At 44.0% G+C, this 17066-nt stretch carries 16 protein-coding genes; 4 read left to right on the forward strand and 12 right to left on the reverse strand.

Annotated features, from left to right (window positions below; genetic code table 11):
* The first annotated feature begins 136 nt into the window (after positions 1 to 136).
* Complete coding sequence (locus ABE547_RS03785; protein WP_347377504.1) at positions 137 to 1411, forward strand: hemolysin family protein; 1275 nt, start codon at positions 137 to 139, stop codon at positions 1409 to 1411.
* 42 nt (positions 1412 to 1453) lie between these two features.
* Here the strand turns inward: ABE547_RS03785 and ABE547_RS03790 are convergent, their stop codons facing one another.
* From ABE547_RS03790 to ABE547_RS03805, 4 genes are all read right to left on the reverse strand, one after another.
* Positions 1454 to 2158: a sigma-70 domain-containing protein gene (locus tag ABE547_RS03790; RefSeq protein ID WP_347377505.1), complete on the reverse strand. Its 705-nt coding sequence runs from the start codon at positions 2156 to 2158 to the stop codon at positions 1454 to 1456.
* Between the two features lie 135 nt (positions 2159 to 2293).
* Positions 2294 to 2530: a hypothetical protein gene (locus tag ABE547_RS03795; RefSeq protein WP_347377506.1), complete on the reverse strand. Its 237-nt coding sequence runs from the start codon at positions 2528 to 2530 to the stop codon at positions 2294 to 2296.
* 125 nt (positions 2531 to 2655) lie between these two features.
* On the reverse strand, positions 2656 to 3420 hold the full coding sequence (locus ABE547_RS03800; protein ID WP_347377507.1) for an N-acetylmuramoyl-L-alanine amidase: 765 nt from the start codon (positions 3418 to 3420) through the stop codon (positions 2656 to 2658).
* A gap of 77 nt (positions 3421 to 3497) precedes the next feature.
* Positions 3498 to 4571, reverse strand: coding sequence for a Xaa-Pro peptidase family protein (locus ABE547_RS03805; RefSeq protein WP_347377508.1), 1074 nt, complete (start codon positions 4569 to 4571; stop codon positions 3498 to 3500).
* 110 nt (positions 4572 to 4681) lie between these two features.
* On the opposite strand from ABE547_RS03805, the gene ABE547_RS03810 reads away from it, so the two are divergent.
* Genes ABE547_RS03810 through rpiB form a run of 3 tightly spaced genes read left to right on the forward strand, consistent with a single transcriptional unit; the run spans position 4682 to position 6606 of the window.
* Positions 4682 to 5452 (forward strand): HAD family hydrolase, encoded by a 771-nt coding sequence (locus tag ABE547_RS03810; protein WP_347377509.1) that lies wholly within the window; start codon positions 4682 to 4684, stop codon positions 5450 to 5452.
* A 13-nt stretch (positions 5453 to 5465) separates the two neighbouring features.
* Positions 5466 to 6113: an HAD family hydrolase gene (locus tag ABE547_RS03815; RefSeq protein ID WP_347377510.1), complete on the forward strand. Its 648-nt coding sequence runs from the start codon at positions 5466 to 5468 to the stop codon at positions 6111 to 6113.
* A gap of 46 nt (positions 6114 to 6159) precedes the next feature.
* The gene (gene rpiB / locus ABE547_RS03820; RefSeq protein ID WP_347377511.1) at positions 6160 to 6606 is read left to right on the forward strand and encodes a ribose 5-phosphate isomerase B; all 447 of its coding nucleotides are present in this window, start codon (positions 6160 to 6162) and stop codon (positions 6604 to 6606) included.
* A gap of 27 nt (positions 6607 to 6633) precedes the next feature.
* Here the strand turns inward: rpiB and ABE547_RS03825 are convergent, their stop codons facing one another.
* From ABE547_RS03825 to tuf, 8 genes are all read right to left on the reverse strand, one after another.
* Entirely contained in the window at positions 6634 to 8367 is a 1734-nt protein-coding gene (locus ABE547_RS03825; protein ID WP_347377512.1) for a carbon starvation protein A, read from the reverse strand.
* Between the two features lie 127 nt (positions 8368 to 8494).
* Positions 8495 to 9019, reverse strand: coding sequence for a hypothetical protein (locus ABE547_RS03830; RefSeq protein ID WP_347377513.1), 525 nt, complete (start codon positions 9017 to 9019; stop codon positions 8495 to 8497).
* A 197-nt stretch (positions 9020 to 9216) separates the two neighbouring features.
* Positions 9217 to 10479 (reverse strand): uracil permease, encoded by a 1263-nt coding sequence (uraA, locus tag ABE547_RS03835; RefSeq protein ID WP_347377514.1) that lies wholly within the window; start codon positions 10477 to 10479, stop codon positions 9217 to 9219.
* Positions 10480 to 10611: 132 nt separating this feature from the next.
* Complete coding sequence (gene xylB, locus ABE547_RS03840) at positions 10612 to 12069, reverse strand: xylulokinase (RefSeq protein ID WP_347377515.1); 1458 nt, start codon at positions 12067 to 12069, stop codon at positions 10612 to 10614.
* A gap of 25 nt (positions 12070 to 12094) precedes the next feature.
* A complete protein-coding gene (locus tag ABE547_RS03845) occupies positions 12095 to 13579 on the reverse strand; it encodes an L-fucose/L-arabinose isomerase family protein (RefSeq protein WP_347377516.1) in 1485 nt (494 codons plus the stop codon).
* 105 nt (positions 13580 to 13684) lie between these two features.
* Positions 13685 to 14536: an AraC family transcriptional regulator gene (locus ABE547_RS03850; RefSeq protein WP_347377517.1), complete on the reverse strand. Its 852-nt coding sequence runs from the start codon at positions 14534 to 14536 to the stop codon at positions 13685 to 13687.
* The gene (locus tag ABE547_RS03855; RefSeq protein ID WP_347377518.1) at positions 14527 to 15435 is read right to left on the reverse strand and encodes a carbohydrate kinase family protein; all 909 of its coding nucleotides are present in this window, start codon (positions 15433 to 15435) and stop codon (positions 14527 to 14529) included. The genes ABE547_RS03850 and ABE547_RS03855 overlap by 10 nt, the downstream gene beginning before the upstream one ends.
* Positions 15436 to 15830: 395 nt before the next feature.
* Positions 15831 to 17024 (reverse strand): elongation factor Tu, encoded by a 1194-nt coding sequence (gene tuf / locus ABE547_RS03860; protein WP_347377519.1) that lies wholly within the window; start codon positions 17022 to 17024, stop codon positions 15831 to 15833.
* Positions 17025 to 17066 lie beyond the last annotated feature (42 nt).

Raw genomic sequence — 17066 nt, forward strand, 5'->3', positions numbered from 1 at the left:
TTCAACTGCCATGATACCTGTCATCACCGTTCATCATACACTAAACATCTTCTAAATTCAACGTACACTTGCAAATTTACCTTAAATGCGTTATATTAGTTCCAAGTATTATTTCAAAAAGGAGTGAACTTATCAATTGGACTCGAGTGACGTCTCACAACTAATTATTTTATTAATTTTATTAGGACTCTCTGCTTTCTTCTCGTCTGCAGAGACCGCACTGACAACCGTTAACCGCATGCGAATCCGAGGACTTGCCGATGAAGGAAACAAACGCGCAAAGACTGTTATGAACATTACAGACAATTCCAGCAAGATGCTGAGTGCGATCCTGATCGGTAACAACATCGTGAACCTGTCTGCCGCATCTTTGACAACCAGCCTTGCCTACAGGCTTGGAGGCTCCATGATCGCGATGGCAAGCGCTCTTTTAACTGTATTGATCATCTTATTCGGAGAAATTACGCCAAAAACAATGGCAACTCTTCACGCCGAAAAGATGTCTCTTGCATATGCTCCTGTGATTCATCTGTATATGAAGGTCATGACTCCTGCCATCATCCTGATCAATGGACTGTCCAGTGGCATCCTTTTTATTCTTCGGGTAGATCCGAATGCCAGAACCGACATGATGACAGAATCAGAGCTGCGTACAATCGTAGATGTAAGCCACGAAGATGGTGTGATTGAATCTGATGAAAAGGAAATGATCTATAATGTGTTCGATCTGGGCGATGCACGCGCCAAAGACGTTATGGTACCTCGTGTACACGTTACATTTGCAGATGTGAACAGCACTTATGAAGAATTAATCGAAATCTTCCGGGAAGACAAATTCACGAGACTTCCTATTTTCGAAGAAACGACTGACAATGTGATCGGTACGATCAATATGAAAGACTTGCTGTTATATGACAACACAGGGGAATTTCATATCCGCGACATCATGCGGGAAGCATATTTCACATATGAGTACAAGAGCATCTCTGAGCTTCTTGTCGAGATGCGCGAAGCTTCCTTTAATATCGCTATTGTACTGGATGAATACGGCGAGACAGCCGGTCTCATCACACTGGAAGATATTCTCGAAGAAATCGTCGGGGAAATTCACGACGAGTATGATGAAAATGAAGAAGATTTTGTTCAGAAAATAAACGAACGCGAATATATTGTAGAAGGCTCCATGAATCTGGACGATCTGAATGACCGGCTGGATCTGGATCTGACATCTGACGAATACGACTCTCTCGGCGGATTTATCATCGAACGTCTGGATCGTCTTCCTGAAGTCGGCGACCACATTACTACCGAGACCGGAATTCGGCTGATCGTAGAAAAGCTTGATAAAAACCGGATTGAAAGCGTCCACGTATATCTTCCGGAACCCGAAACAACCAAAAAAGAAGATTAATATACAACAACAGGGACTGTATCATCATACAGTCCCTGTTACTTATTCTTCTTTCGTATCTTCTCCTGCAAGCTTCAGGATATCCTCTATCTCGTCTTCGGTAACACCCATGCGTTCCGCAACTTCCTCTACCGACACTTTTCTTCCATACTCTTCCTTCATATCTTTAATGACTTCATCCAGCTCTTTTACACGTTCCACCATCTTGTGATCCTGGCGCTTCGTTTCATTCTGTGCCTCTGCCATCGCAAGCATTCCTGCCCGGACTTCTTCAAGGACACAGGCCTCCTCTTTCGCATGGTCCGGATTCGCCCCTAGAGCAAGCATCAGACTCATATTTCCCTCCTGGATCATGTCTCCGATAAAGACATCCGGGCTGTGAAGCTTTACAGCTCCTTCAACCACCATGCGAAGATATCCCGCCATCCTTGCATCATCAGCAGTTCCCTTTGCCATCTGCTCAATCTCACTCATATATGTTTCAACATATGCACGTTCTTCTTCACCAAGCGGATAGATATCCTCTTCCGTATTTTCTTCCTTTACCGTCCCTTTTTCTCTTACATATCCGGCTACCGCCACTTTCTGCGACATCAGGTACTCGCACACCAGATTCATCTGCTCCTGTGACAGATGATCCTCTTCAAAATACTTTTCCACTTCCTCTAATGAAATATGATGCTCCTGCGACTTTGCAAGCCCCAGAACTCCGTCCAGTTTTTCTTTAAATTGCAGTCTGTCAGACATTCTCTTCTACGCCTCCATACATTGCTCATCCCGGCAACTTCTCATCACCCGACAAGGAAGTCACTCTACATCTGATATATTAGCATAGTCCGGTCCGCACGTAAACAGCGGTTTTCAGAGTCTGATTGAACATCATTACTTTCTCATCAGGAAAAAAATTCCTCCAAACAGTCCCATGATAATTCCTGCATAGATAGCCACACACATAAGATTTGCAATGCAAAGAACGATATCCGTCCCGGTTACAACACAGAAAAAGAGACCAAGAACCAGTGTCCCTATCGTCCATCTGATGATATTTACTCCCAGAAATACTCCTTCCACACATTTATTTCCAGAATATCTGCAAACCATTTCCCACAATTTTTTCATCTTCTCATCGCCTCCTGCACGCTTTCTCCTATCTTGTTCTTAGCGTATTATATCGAAGCAATGTAAAATCTTTGCAAAGGCAAATGAAAAATCCATGTTAAATTCTGTCACCTAAGCGATGTCATCTATCGCACAAGTACCGTCTGATATCCTGCGCGTTTCAGTCTTCTCTCCATCTGGGCCGCCTCGTTCAGATTATCATATTCGCCTACCTGCACCCGATAATAGGGACCGGTATCATCGATAAATGCAGGATATTCCTGTTCCAGCAGTTCATCCAGCAGCCGCTCGGCATATCTGCGGTTGCGGAACGCACCGGTCTGCACCCGATAATACTCCGGTTCTGATTCTTCCTCTTCCATATATATGGTATCCAGAATCCCTTCCCCAATTGCCAGCGCAATATCCTGAAAATTATTATCAAACAGGATATTGTCTGTCTCCGAATTAATAAATCCCACTTCTACGAGAACTGCCGGCATCTTCGTCTTTCGGAGTACCACCAGATTGGGTCGCGCATGTACACCCAGATTCACAAATCCAATCCCTTCCAGCTGCTCATTGATATTTAAAGCCATCTGGTATTTTATCCCGGTAAGGGCATACACAAGACTTTCCACCCCCGATACTTCATTATCGATCGGAAATGAATTTCTATGAATGGACACAAAAAAATCAACTCCTGCATTATTTGCTTCCATTGCTTTTTCATAGGGTGTCTCATATACATCTGTAGTCCTTGTATATTCTACATCTATTCCACGTTCCTGCAGGATCTGTCCGATTGCAAGGACCAGATTCAAAGTGTCATCCTTTTCCTGCCTTCCCTGATAGACAGCTCCGGGATCTCTTCCTCCATGACCCGCATCCAGCATAATTGAATAAGGCATATCTTAACACCTCGAGTAATATTCTCTCATGTTAAGATATGCCCCAAATCACATTCTGCAACCTTATTTTTCTAATGTTAGCCTACAATCTTCCACTTTTTATCAACTGCATTCAGAAGTACATGTCCTTCTTCTGTAACAAGTACCAGATCTTCAATACGAACTCCGTACTTTCCTTCTATATAGATTCCAGGTTCAATCGAGAAGATCATACCCGGTTCTGCAACATTCTTATTGATCGGACTTACATCTCCGTATTCATGATCTTCCTGTCCGATAAAATGACCAAGACGGATCTTCCAGTACTCACTGTATCCCGCCTCATCGATCAGGTCTCTCGCCTGCGCATCAATATCGCAGAAACGCACTCCCGGTTTGATGACAGACTCAGCCTTTTCTACCGCTGTACGAACAAGGTCGTGGATCGCCTTCTGTTCCTCATCTACTGACTTGCAATAGAAGGTTCTTGTCATATCAGAACAATATCCCTTCCATACACATCCCATATCAATCAATACACACTCTCCTTCTTTCAGAGTTCTTGTATCACTTGGTGTGTGATGCTGATCTGCTGCATTCGGGCCAAAGCATACAATAGTGTCAAAGCTCAGTCCGCTTGCTCCCGCCGCAAAGAATTCAGAATCAATAAAATCTGCAATCTCTTTTTCTGTCATTCCCTCTTTGATGAATGCAGACACTTTTTCCATCACACTGTCGTTGATCACAGATGCTTCTTTCATGATTGCAATCTCTTCTTCATTTTTTACTGCACGAACGCCATCTACACAGTCGGATCCCCACACTGTTTTCATCTGTGGGCAGCGCTCCTGAAGCGGAATCAGGAAACGTGCCGGCCATGTCTTATCGATTCCAAGCACACTTTCCGTATCGATATGTTCCATCAGCACCCCAATCTGATCATCCATATCGCTGAACCACACTTCTTCAAATCCCGTATCAGATACATAATACAGATAATTCAGGAATAACGTATGCTTTCCACTTGTTCGAAGCAGCAGCGCATACAGTCTTTCTCCCGGATTTACCATAATTCCTGTGAGGAAGCGAATACTGAGCGGATCTGATACGATCAGCTGTGTCAATCCCTTTTCCTCCATTTTTGCCAATACTCGATTAATTCTTTCGTTCACAGTAACCTCTCCTTATGTCATAATAATCTTACTATATAATACCAAAACCACCTACTCTTTTTCAATACTTTCCTTTATAATATAGGTATCAATTCAGGAGGCATACATTTATGATAAAATTAGTTGCAAGCGACCTCGACGGCACCCTTCTGCAGAACGGTGCTCAGGCTCTCAATCCATCCATTTTCCCGGTCATACAGAAACTTCAGAAAAAGGGAATTCATTTTGTTGCCGCCAGCGGGCGTCAATACTGGAACCTCCGGAATCTCTTTTATAAAGTTCAGGATGATATCTCCTACATCTGTGAAGGCGGATCCATGTACGTTCATAACGATCAGATTCACATCCCTCACATGATCGATCCTTCCATCGTCCGCAGTATTACCGAAGCCGTACACAGATACCGTGACTGCGAGCTGACCGCTTCCTGCACGGATCATATGTATATCGAAGGGCACACCCCCTCTTTCACACATCACATGTGCAACATTGTGAAAAATGACATCATGACTGTCGATGACTTGCTGTCGATTCCCGGTCCGGTCATGAAGATGGCCGTGTATAATCCACCGGAAGTCGATGCCGTATTTCAGCGATATCATGCATTATTCAGCGATGTGATCACCGTTGTACACGCAGGCAGCGGATGGGTTGATTTTATCCCGTCAGGTACAGACAAAGGCTTTGCACTCAATGCAATTCTCGAGCAAATGTCCATCTCTCCCGATGAGTGCATGGTATTCGGCGATCAGTGGAACGATCTTCCCATGCTGAAACTCGCCGGAACCAGCTTTGCCATGGCCAATGCCGCACCCGGAATCGCAGATTACTGTACCGGTGTAACAGACAGCGTAGAAAAAGAACTGGAGAAATTATTATAGCAGGAGGTCTTTTATGGACGGAATCATATTTGATATAGACGGAACCCTGTGGAATCCCACAGATGAAGTAGCAAAATCATGGAATCAGGCGATTCGGGAGTGTACAAAACTTTCCAGAACCATCACCGGAGCCCAGTTAAGGAGAGAATTCGGAAAACCTCTGGACGTTATCATCAACGCTCTGTTTCCGGAGCTCAGCCCTACAGAACAGACACAGTTGTCAGTTCATTTATTCGATTATGAGAACCGCTGGCTGGAAACGGCTCCCTGTCCTATCTACGAACACGTGCCGGATACCCTTGAGGCGCTGTCCAAACGCTATCCGCTGTTCATTGTAAGCAACTGTCAAAGTGGCTATATCGAGTCCTTTTTAAAGAACACCGGTTTTTCGAAATATATCACCGACTATACCTGCCATGGTGACACCGGTCTTCAGAAACAGGATACGATCCGCCTGATCATGGATCGTAACCACCTTGCGTCCGCGGTATATGTCGGCGATACACAGGGGGATGCGGATGCCTGTCAGAAAGCAGATGTTCCCATGATATATGTTTCTTATGGATTTGGTACTGTAAAGGAGCCATTTTTGACCATTCATCGGTTTGATGAATTATTGGAAATTGATTTTGATTCACATATTGCCAAACCAATTCCTTAATACTATAATAAATAGGCAATACAAACAGGAAGAAGAGGTTGGTAACATGAAAATTGGAATTGGTAATGACCACGCAGGTGTAGAGCTGAAGAATGAAATTGTAGCTCATCTTCAGGAACGGGGCTGTGAAGTTGTGAACTTTGGCACGGATACACATGACCGCTGTAACTATCCGGAATACGGTGAAAAAGTGGGACGTGCAGTTGCTTCGAAAGAAGTTGATCTTGGAATTCTCATCTGCGGCACCGGTGTTGGAATCTCTCTTGCAGCCAATAAAGTAGAAGGCATTCGGGCAGTCGTATGTTCGGAACCTTATTCCGCAAAGCTGTCAAAAGAACATAACAACACCAATGTCCTTGCCCTCGGTGCAAGAGTGGTCGGTTCTGAAATGGCCAAGATGATCGTTGACGAATGGCTGGACGCCGAGTTTATGGGCGGAAGACATCAGACTCGTGTAGACATGATTATGGCAATCGAAAAAAAGAGGGGATAACCCCTCTTTTTTATTGCTCTTTATATATTATGCTTCTTTTTTCTGATTCATCATGGTCTTAACACCATCTACTGCAAGTACAATTGCAAGTGCAACCAGCAGAACAGCAATCACTGCACGTACCAGACACCATGTTGTGCCTTCACCGCCTGCCATAACTCCAAGAACGTTGCTCTTGATTGTGAAGCAAAGTGATGTAATTGTTACGATCAGCATAAATGCCATCGGAATGTAGAACATCTTGTTATTCTTTCCTGCTTTTCCAAGCCATGTTGCAACTGCAAGAAGTCCAAGAGCTGCAAGCAGCTGGTTTGCTGCACCGAACAGTGGCCAGATGTTCGCATAACCTGTAATTCCAAGTCCGATTCCAAGTACAACAGTAATCAGTGTTGCCACGAATGGATTGGTCAGGACTTTCTTATATCCTGTAACGTCTTTGTATGTTTCTCCTGGTTCAAGCCAGAATTCCTGGAACATGTAACGTGCAAGACGTGTTGCTGTATCCAGAGATGTCAGACAGAATACAGATACGGTAAGTACCAGTAATGTATATGCAATCTTCTCTGTTCCGGCAAGTCCAGGAATGGAACCAAGCATCTTGGAGATACCTGTTGCAAATACTGCAGTTGGAACTACAGTTTCACCGGCAGAATAGCTGGACCAGATATAACCTACAGCACACAGAGAGATAATAGCAAGTGCACACTCGATTAACATTCCACCGTACGCGATCGGCTGTGCATCTTTTTCACTGTTCAGCTGTTTTGCTGTTGTACCGGAACCTACCAGTGAATGGAAACCGGAAATAGCACCACATGCGATTGTTACAAACAATGCCGGGAACATATATCCAAGAGAAGTTCCTGTCGGAGCAACTGTATCTTTAAATCCTGTAAATGCAGGAATATCCATCTGTGCTCCACCTGTTAATCCGCATCCAACGATACCAACAACTGCCACGATCATCATGAAGTAAAGTAAGAATGAACTTAAGTAATCACGCGGCTGAAGCAGGATCCATACCGGTGCAACAGATGCTGCCAGAATGTAGATACCTACGATTACCATCCATGCCTTGTTGCTTAAGTAGATCGGATGCCAGTTCATTCCAACTACCATACAGATCACAATTGCAACGACACCTATGATTGTTGATACGCCAAGTCCTGCATTTCTGCGATATACAAGAAAACCGAATGCAATAGCGATCAGAATGAACAGAATAGAGATCATTGCTGTTGTTGCATTTGCCGCACTTGCTGCATAGTCAACTGCACCGCTTTCTGTGTATGTTGCCATAAATGTATTTGCTACGATAGAACCAAATGCTGCTACTACCAGGATCAATGTCAGATAAGAGAAGATGATAAACAGCTTCTTTGCTTTTGATCCCATGGTATCAGCGATAACCTCACCAATAGACTGTCCTTTATGACGGATAGATGCAAACAGTGCACCAAAGTCATGAACCGCACCAAAGAAGATACCACCGATCAGAACCCACAGAAGTACCGGAACCCATCCAAATACTGCAGCCTGAATAGGACCATTGATCGGACCTGCTCCGGCGATAGAAGAAAAGTGATGTCCCATCAGGACCGGTGCTTTTGCAGGCACATAATCCACACCATCTTCTTCTGTGTGTGAAGGAGTCTCTCTTGACGGATCGATTCCCCACTGTTTTGCAAGCCATTTGCCGTATGTAAGATAAGCACCGACAAGGATTGCAATACCAACTACCAATACTACAACACCATTCATAGTTAATTCCTCCTCATTTTCCTTTGTATAATGTTATTGTATCTATACAGGAAGCGCAGAACGCATTTCCTTGTATGCTTTTTTAAAACCCGACAGTATATTCCAGCATGTACGCCAGCTCTCTCTGTCAGATCAGACCAGATTTTTTATATCCCTTTACCAGGTCTTTTGCCGCCCGATTTCCAAATACTTTCTGAGTTTTCAGGTCAAACACCAGAATCCTCACTTCACTGTATCCGCGGATCGTCAGCAGATAGTTCTTTACATATCTGAACTGCTTTACCATCTTTTTCACATCATCTGACACACCGTTCTCACAGATGTAGACCGCTGTCATGTATGTATACATATGATCCTTTTTCGGGAGCTTCTCACCGCCTCTAACCAGCTGTGGTTCAATGTAAGTATCAATCTCTTTTCGGAATCTTTCTATCTCTTCAGCCTTCAGCTCATCCGTAACACGAAAAAACACATGCTCAAAGCATTCGGCCCGCCAAAGCTCTGCCTTCTTAACGAGGACATACTTTGCACTGGTTACATTAAAGCCAGCATATGCATCGTAAATATCTCCATTAATATCGTAGTTCCGCTCTATATCAAAACTGGATCTGTAAGACACCAGTAATTTCTCCAACAGTTCTTTTCCTGTCATAGAAAGCCCTCCCCCTTTGCCAGAGTAACGTGCTAAACTTTTTCTAAAAATCTTATAAAGTATAGCACCATAGCACCCAAAATGCAACACTTTTAGAGCACACTCTGTAATTTTTTTTAATCTCAAACTATTACATCAAAAAAGGCGGAGGATTAATTGTTTCCTCCGCCCAACAAATGCCTTCCTCAATTATTATGTTATGCTTCGTCCCTGTCATTCGTCAGTTTCAATTTATCAAGAATATAGAAAATCAGACTCAGTATCATTGCGACCACGCATGCCAGCACCATTCCGGTCAGCTGAATATTTCCAAGCTTTACAGCGACTCCTGACAGTCCTGTTACAAATACGATCGAAGTCAGCATCAGATTTCTTGAACGTCCATAATCCACATTTGAATCAACCAGGATACGGATTCCGGATGCTCCGATCATACCATACAAAAGGAATGAGATTCCGCCGATTACCGGCCCCGGAATTGTCTGAATCAGCATGGAAAGCTTTCCTACAAAAGAACAGATGATGGAAAGAACTGCCGCTCCTGCAATGACACGAACACTATACACTTTTGTTACTGCCATGACCCCGATGTTTTCCCCATAAGTCGTCGTCGGAACAGAACCGATCAGACCGGACAGCATGGTAGAAAAATTATCTCCAAATAAAGATCTGTGTAATCCCGGATCCTTTAAAAGATCGCGTCCGACAATCTTACTCGTTACCACCTGATGACCGATATGTTCAGACGCAATTACCAGCAATACCGGAAGAATCATCATAATTGCACCAAGGTCGAATTTTGGTGTCTGGAAATTCGGAAGCGCAAACCATCCGGCTGCCGCAACCTGTGAAAAATCAAGCATACCACAGGCAAATGCTGCAATATATCCTGCAATCACCGCAATCAGGATCGGAATTACAGAAAGGAATCCACGAAACAGAATATTTCCAAATACTGCCACTCCCAGAGTTACAGCAAATACAATTACATTCTTCATATCAATCTGTTCATCCAGAAGGCCTGCATTGCTTGCAGCCGAGCCTGACAGTTCCAGTCCGATCAGTGCAACTACCGGTCCCATCGCCGCCGGCGGAAGAACAATATCAATCCAGTCGGTTCCACATTTATAGATAATAAAAGATAAAATACAACCGCAGAAACCTACTGCCACAAATCCGCCCAATGCGTATTCGTATCCCATCTCACTGATTACAATTCCAGCCGGTGCCAGAAACGCAAAACTGGATCCCAGATACGCCGGTGCTTTTCCTTTCGTCACCGCAATGAATATCAGCGTTCCTACTCCATTCATAAACAACACAATTGCCGGGTTAATTCCGAAGATAAAAGGCACCAGTACGGATGCTCCAAACATCGCAAACATGTGCTGAATACTTAACGGAACGAGCAGCTTAAACGGTACTTTGTCCTCAACCTGGATAATCTTATGATCTTCCATCTCATTTCCTCCTGATAATAGATTCTATTTACAACCGTTTATATTTTAACATACGAAGACGTCGGTGTACAGATGGAACACACGCAAATGTGTCTCATCCATACACCGACGCCATTTCATCATAAATATTTATTAAAATAATGCTTTTACTGTTGGATAGATCTTTCTGAACTTCTGGTATCTTTCTTCATATTTTGCAACAAGCTCTTCTTCCGGTTCTACGGTATCAATCACCTTGACGATCTGAGCAGCCGCGCTTTCTACATCCGGATATTCTCCACATCCGACTGCCGCCAGCATTGCTCCTCCAAGAGCAGGGCCTTCTTCACTTTCAACCACATCCACTTTCAGATTCATAATGTTCGCAATCATCTTCTTCCACAGTGGACTCTTTGCACCTCCGCCGCAGATCTTGGTACGTTCAATCTGTATTCCAAGACTTCTTGCGACTTCCAGTGAATCACGCAGCCCGAACGCAACACCCTCCAGAACTGCCTGCGTCATATCTTCTCTCGTTGTGTCCATAGACATTCCGATAAACATTGCACGTGCATCCGGATTGTTGTGTGGTGATCGCTCACCCATCAGATAAGGAAGATAGAACACATTGTTCTCTCCAAGCCTGGTGATACCTGCCTGCTCAGCAGCAAAATCCTTTGTTTTCAGGATCTCTTCATTCCACCATTTATTACAGGATGCGGCACTCAGCATACATCCCATCAGATGATAATTGCCATCTGCATGTGCAAAAGAATGCAGCGCATTGTTCTCATCTACCCCGAACTTTTTACTGGAGATAAAGATGGTTCCGGATGTTCCAAGAGAAATGTTGCACATTCCATCCCCTACTGTTCCGGTTCCTACGGCAGCTGCCGCATTATCGCCTGCTCCGGCAATGATCTTCACTTCCGGTGACAGTCCAAGTTCTTCCGCAATCTCCGGTCTCAGAGTACCTACTACCTCGTAGCTCTCGTATAATTTCGGAAGCATGTCCTCTGTAATTCCACAGATGTCCATCATCTCTTTTGACCAGCAGCGGTTCTTCACATCCATGAGAAGCATACCTGACGCATCAGATACATCTGTACAGAAGGATCCGGACAGACGATATGCAAGATAATCCTTTGGAAGCATAATCTTTACGATCTTTGCAAAATTTTCAGGTTCATGTTTCTTCATCCAGAGAATCTTCGGAGCTGTAAACCCGGCAAATGCAATATTTGCTGTGTATTCAGACAGTTTTTCTTTTCCGATTACTTCATTCAGGTAGTTCGTCTCTTCTCCTGTTCTTCCGTCATTCCACAGGATTGCCGGACGGATCACCTGATCCTCTGCATCCAGCGCAACCAGACCATGCATCTGTCCTCCGAAACTGATACCTGCCACCTGTGACTTGTCACACTCAGCAGTTAGTTCTTTGATTCCTTCCATAGACTGAGCAAACCAGTCTTCCGGTTTCTGTTCCGACCAGCCCGGATGTGGGAAAAACAGTGGATATTCTTTTGATACGATTTTCTGAATTTTTCCTGTTTCATCCATCATAAGAAGTTTCACTGCGGATGTCCCAAGATCTACACCTATATATAACATATGACGCCTCCTGCCTGGTTTTCTCTTATGCCCACGGATTCTCTGTCGGATATCTTACTCCTGCCGGCTGATTGTATCCAATCTCTTCTACCGGAACACCGATGTACTTGAATACTTCGAATAATGCCTTTCCAAAATGACCAAATGCAACTGCACCGTGATGCGGATATCCACCCTCAATCAATACATGACGATAGAATCTTCCCATCTCCGGAATTGCAAATACACCAATTGCTCCGAAGGAACGGGTTGCAACCGGAAGTACTTCACCATGTGCGATATAAGCACGAAGCTTGCAGTCTGCGGTGCTCTGCAGACGGAAGAATGTGATGTCTCCAGGCACGATATCGCCTTCCAGTGTTCCCTGTGTTACTTCTTCCGGCAATGCTCTTGCCATGATCATCTGATACTTCATCTCGCAGAAAGAAAGCTTGCTTGATGCAGTATTTCCACAGTGGAATCCCATAAATGTATCTTTATGTGTATATGGATATTTGCCCTCGATATCTTCTTTGAACATATCTTTCGGTACAGAGTTATTGATATCCAGCAGGGTTACGGTATCATTACTTACTACAGTTCCGATAAACTCACTCAGTGCGCCATAGATATCTACTTCACAGGATACCGGAATTCCCTGTGCTGTAAGGCGGCTGTTTACATAACATGGAACAAAGCCAAACTGTGTCTGGAATGCCGGCCAGCACTTTCCTGCGATTGCAACATATTTACGATATCCTCTGTGCTCTTCTACCCAGTCTTTCAGAGTCAGTTCATACTGAGCCAGTTTTGCCAGGATCTCCGGTTTCTTATTACCTGCTCCCAGTTCTTCTTCCATCTCTTTTACGATTGCAGGAATTCTCTCGTCTCCGGCATGCTTGTTGAACGCTTCAAACAGGTCAAGTTCAGAGTTCTCTTCGATCTCTACACCGATATTGTAAAGCTGCTTGATCGGAGCATTGCAGGCAAGGAAGTTCAGCGGACGAGGTCCGAAGCTGATGATCTTCAGATCGTTCAGTCCTACGATTGCCTTTGCGATCGGAATGAATTCATGAATCATATCTGCACATTCTTCTGCATCTCCTACCGGGTATTCCGGGATATATGCTTTGATGTTACGAAGCTGAAGATTGTAGCTTGCATTCAGCATACCGCAATATGCATCTCCACGTCCCTGGATCAGGTTGTTTCCGGTCTCTTCTGCTGCTGCAACGAACATCTTCGGTCCCTCAAAATGCTTTGCAAGCAGAGTCTCAGAGATCTCCGGTCCAAAGTTTCCAAGATATACGCACAGTGCATTACATCCTGCTTTTTTGATGTCTTCCAGTGCCTGCACCATATGGATCTCGCTTTCAACGATACAGATCGGACATTCATATACTTCCTTTGCATCGTATTTCTCGGTATATGCTTTCATCAGGTTTTCACGGCGTGTTACGGACAGACTCTCCGGAAAACAGTCACGGCTTACTGCTACAATTCCCACTTTTACTTCTGGCATGTTATTCATAGTTTCCATCCTCCTAAACGATATTTATTATAATGTCATTATATCAACCATTTTCTCTGTATACCACCAAATAATTAGCCATTTTATAGCACTTTTTTGTCTTTTTTACAGTTCCCCCTGTTTTTTACGAAACTGACTCGGCAGCATTCCGTAGCGAGACTGAAAGACTTTTGAAAATGCTTTGCTGTTGGCAAATCCATTTATCTCTGCAATCATACCGATTGTATATCCTGTATTCATCAGATCCTGATACGCATGGCTCAGCCGCAGATTATCCAGATATGTCTTATAATTGACCTTCGCGTATTTCTGAAACATTCTCGAAAGATACGTCGGTGAATAATGAAACTTCTCCGCTACCTGTGCTAGCGGCAATTCCTGACTGTAATTTTCCTTCATGTATTCCGTAATCTGCGAGAGCTTATTCAGTTTCCGATTGGCCTTCAGCATCTCTTCATCCACTTCCGTCTCACGGTACTTGCTGACCAGAAGATAGACCAGCATATAGAACTGGCTCTGTACCTTGAATTCATATCCGGTCTGTCCTCCGGCATAAGTCTCATACATATCCCGGATCAGGCGCATGACTTCTTCATCCTGATTTTTAGAACTGTGTGTAAAGTAGATAAAGCGCTCATCTGTATAATATCTCTCAAAAGTGGAAAGTGGGATCTGCAATACAACCGTCATATTCTTCCTTGGAGAATGAATGGAATGTACCTCATTGGAATTCACCAGCATGAATTCTCCCGGACTCAGCGGGTAACTTGCCTCATTCAGGAAGAATTCCAGTTCTCCTTCAAACAGGGCAAATATCTCCACAGAACGATGCCAGTGCTTATTACGGATGTAATTACCGTCCTTTCCCTCGAATAAAAACATCTTAAAGGGGATATCATTATTCGGCATGATGATCTCATGCGTATACTCTGTTTTCTGCATTCTGTTTATATCCATTCTGTCGCACCCATTACTTCTACTGCTTTCGCGCCACATATACCTCCGTTCTCTGCACACTCGATCACATTTTTCCCTTCTAGCAGTGCGCAGAGAAATCCCGCCACGAAGCTGTCTCCGGCGCCCGTTGTATCAATACAATGAGCTCCCTCCACCGCAGACATCCACCGTGCTTCCTCGTCTGTCCTTATATAACAGCCTCGTTTTCCACACTTGATGATCACATTACCGACTCCGGCAGCCTTCAGCCTGTCAGCGGCATCCTCCACACAATCGGTTCTCGTAAAACGCATAGCCTCTTCATCATTCGGAAGCAGATAATCAATATGCGCAAGTGCAGGAGCCAGATCCTCTACAGTCTCTCCGTGCTTACATTTTGTCATATCCGCACATACGATTTTTCCCTGCTTCTTTGCCGTCTCGAATATCTCCTGCATTTCTTTTGTGCCAATCTTCGGAAACACAAAGATACTTGCAAAACAGATAATCTTTACACTGTCCGGGAAGGGCATATGTATATCATCAATGGTCAGACTTCTGAGTGTGCCGTTTCCATTCGTCAGGAAATCCCGATTACCATCCGGCTCCACAAGCACCACATTGATTCCCGTTGTTTCATCGTCTCTGAGACAGCCCTCGCCAAGCTGTATTCCTTCTTTTTCACAATGTCGATAAATAAACCGTCCCGCCTGATCTTTTCCTATGATCGTCTCAAGCCGCACCTTTTTTCCCATTCTCGCAAGAATCGTCGCTTCGTTCAGCGCATCGGCACCGATCGACATCTTGATGTCTTCTGCTTCATATGAGCCAGACTCAAATACCTCTTCCCTGGCAGGACGCACGAGTACATCTATGATCGATGCACCAATTACTTCAATCTCTGGTTCTGTTATGTTCATATCGTTAATATCTCCCTTCCTCATCTATCACTTTTGATCCCTTTTTCATATAGATATTATAAAAAATTATATCACTCAATCCCCATGTTAACAACCACCCTCTACGGTTTCACATTGTAGTTGCTTTTGGGCATATCATGAAAAGGTAAATGTTACCGCCCAATAATTTTAAGATTATAGTTACATCCAGGGATAAAATAGGGTATTAACATACAAACTTTTGCAGATCGCCCAATTCTGTAGAAAATGGATTGAATCTTTACAAATAAAAGAGAAAAAAGGGGAGATAAGTAGAAGATAATATGATATATGCCCATCCAAGCTATTATCAAAAAAGCCCCGGAAACCGAAGTTTCCAGGGCTTATTATACATATTTCAATTAATGAAATTCAGATTATTCAAGGATTTCCTTAACTACACCTGAACCTACTGTACGTCCACCTTCACGGATAGCGAAACGAAGTCCCTGCTCCATAGCTACTGGATGGATCAGTTCACATGTCATTTCTACGTGGTCACCAGGCATACACATTTCTGTTCCTTCTGGCAGTCCGCAAACACCAGTTACGTCTGTTGTTCTGAAGTAGAACTGTGGACGATAGTTGTTGAAGAATGGAGTATGACGTCCACCTTCATCTTTTGTTAATACGTAAACCTGAGATGTAAATTTGCTGTGGCATTTTACTGATCCCGGTTTAACCAGACACTGTCCTCTTTCGATCTCTGTTCTCTGAACACCACGAAGAAGAGCACCGATGTTGTCACCAGCCTGAGCCTCATCAAGAAGCTTACGGAACATCTCAACACCTGTTACAACTGTCTTCTTGGATTCTTCGTGAATACCAACGATTTCTACTTCATCAGATACGTGAAGTGTTCCACGCTCTACTCTACCAGTAGCAACTGTTCCACGTCCTGTGATAGAGAATACGTCCTCTACAGGCATAAGGAATGGCTGATCTACAGCACGCTCTGGATCTGGAATGTAGCTGTCAACAGCTTCCATAAGTTCCATGATCTTGTCTCCCCATTCTCCTGATGGATCTTCAAGAGCCTTCAGAGCAGATCCCTGAACGATCGGTGTGTCATCACCCGGGAACTCATACTCGTCGAGCAGTTCACGGATTTCCATTTCTACTAATTCAAGAAGTTCTTCATCGTCAACCATATCACATTTGTTCATGAATACAACGATGTAAGGAACACCTACCTGACGAGAAAGCAGGATGTGCTCTCTTGTCTGAGCCATAACACCATCAGTTGCAGCAACTACGAGGATAGCACCATCCATCTGTGCAGCACCAGTGATCATGTTCTTAACGTAGTCAGCATGTCCCGGACAGTCAACGTGTGCATAGTGACGTTTGTCTGTCTCGTACTCAACGTGAGCTGTAGAGATAGTGATTCCACGCTCTCTCTCTTCTGGAGCCTTGTCGATGTTATCAAATGCTACAGCAGCGTTTCCAGCTACTCTTTCAGACAGAACTTTTGTGATAGCAGCTGTCAGAGTAGTTTTACCATGGTCAACGTGACCGATTGTACCGATATTACAATGTGGTTTTGTTCTTTCAAATTTAGCTTTTGCCATTTTGAATATCCTCCTTATTTTTAGCGCCTTATGGCATAATTA

Origin of the sequence: Dorea sp. YH-dor226 (assembly GCF_039832105.1) — a bacterium.
Classification (GTDB): Bacteria; Bacillota; Clostridia; order Lachnospirales; family Lachnospiraceae; genus Dorea_A.

Coding starts and splice junctions, on each gene's coding strand:
- ABE547_RS03790 (WP_347377505.1), bottom strand. CDS start 2,158: ATGTCTGACAGACTGCAATTTAAAGAAAAACTGGACGGAGTTCTGGGG.
- ABE547_RS03795 (WP_347377506.1), bottom strand. CDS start 2,530: ATGAAAAAATTGTGGGAAATGGTTTGCAGATATTCTGGAAATAAATGT.
- ABE547_RS03800 (WP_347377507.1), bottom strand. CDS start 3,420: ATGCCTTATTCAATTATGCTGGATGCGGGTCATGGAGGAAGAGATCCC.
- ABE547_RS03810 (WP_347377509.1), top strand. CDS start 4,682: ATGATAAAATTAGTTGCAAGCGACCTCGACGGCACCCTTCTGCAGAAC.
- ABE547_RS03815 (WP_347377510.1), top strand. CDS start 5,466: ATGGACGGAATCATATTTGATATAGACGGAACCCTGTGGAATCCCACA.
- rpiB (WP_347377511.1), top strand. CDS start 6,160: ATGAAAATTGGAATTGGTAATGACCACGCAGGTGTAGAGCTGAAGAAT.
- ABE547_RS03825 (WP_347377512.1), bottom strand. CDS start 8,367: ATGAATGGTGTTGTAGTATTGGTAGTTGGTATTGCAATCCTTGTCGGT.
- ABE547_RS03830 (WP_347377513.1), bottom strand. CDS start 9,019: ATGACAGGAAAAGAACTGTTGGAGAAATTACTGGTGTCTTACAGATCC.
- uraA (WP_347377514.1), bottom strand. CDS start 10,479: ATGGAAGATCATAAGATTATCCAGGTTGAGGACAAAGTACCGTTTAAG.
- xylB (WP_347377515.1), bottom strand. CDS start 12,069: ATGTTATATATAGGTGTAGATCTTGGGACATCCGCAGTGAAACTTCTT.
- ABE547_RS03845 (WP_347377516.1), bottom strand. CDS start 13,579: ATGAATAACATGCCAGAAGTAAAAGTGGGAATTGTAGCAGTAAGCCGT.
- ABE547_RS03850 (WP_347377517.1), bottom strand. CDS start 14,536: ATGGATATAAACAGAATGCAGAAAACAGAGTATACGCATGAGATCATC.
- ABE547_RS03855 (WP_347377518.1), bottom strand. CDS start 15,435: ATGAACATAACAGAACCAGAGATTGAAGTAATTGGTGCATCGATCATA.
- tuf (WP_347377519.1), bottom strand. CDS start 17,024: ATGGCAAAAGCTAAATTTGAAAGAACAAAACCACATTGTAATATCGGT.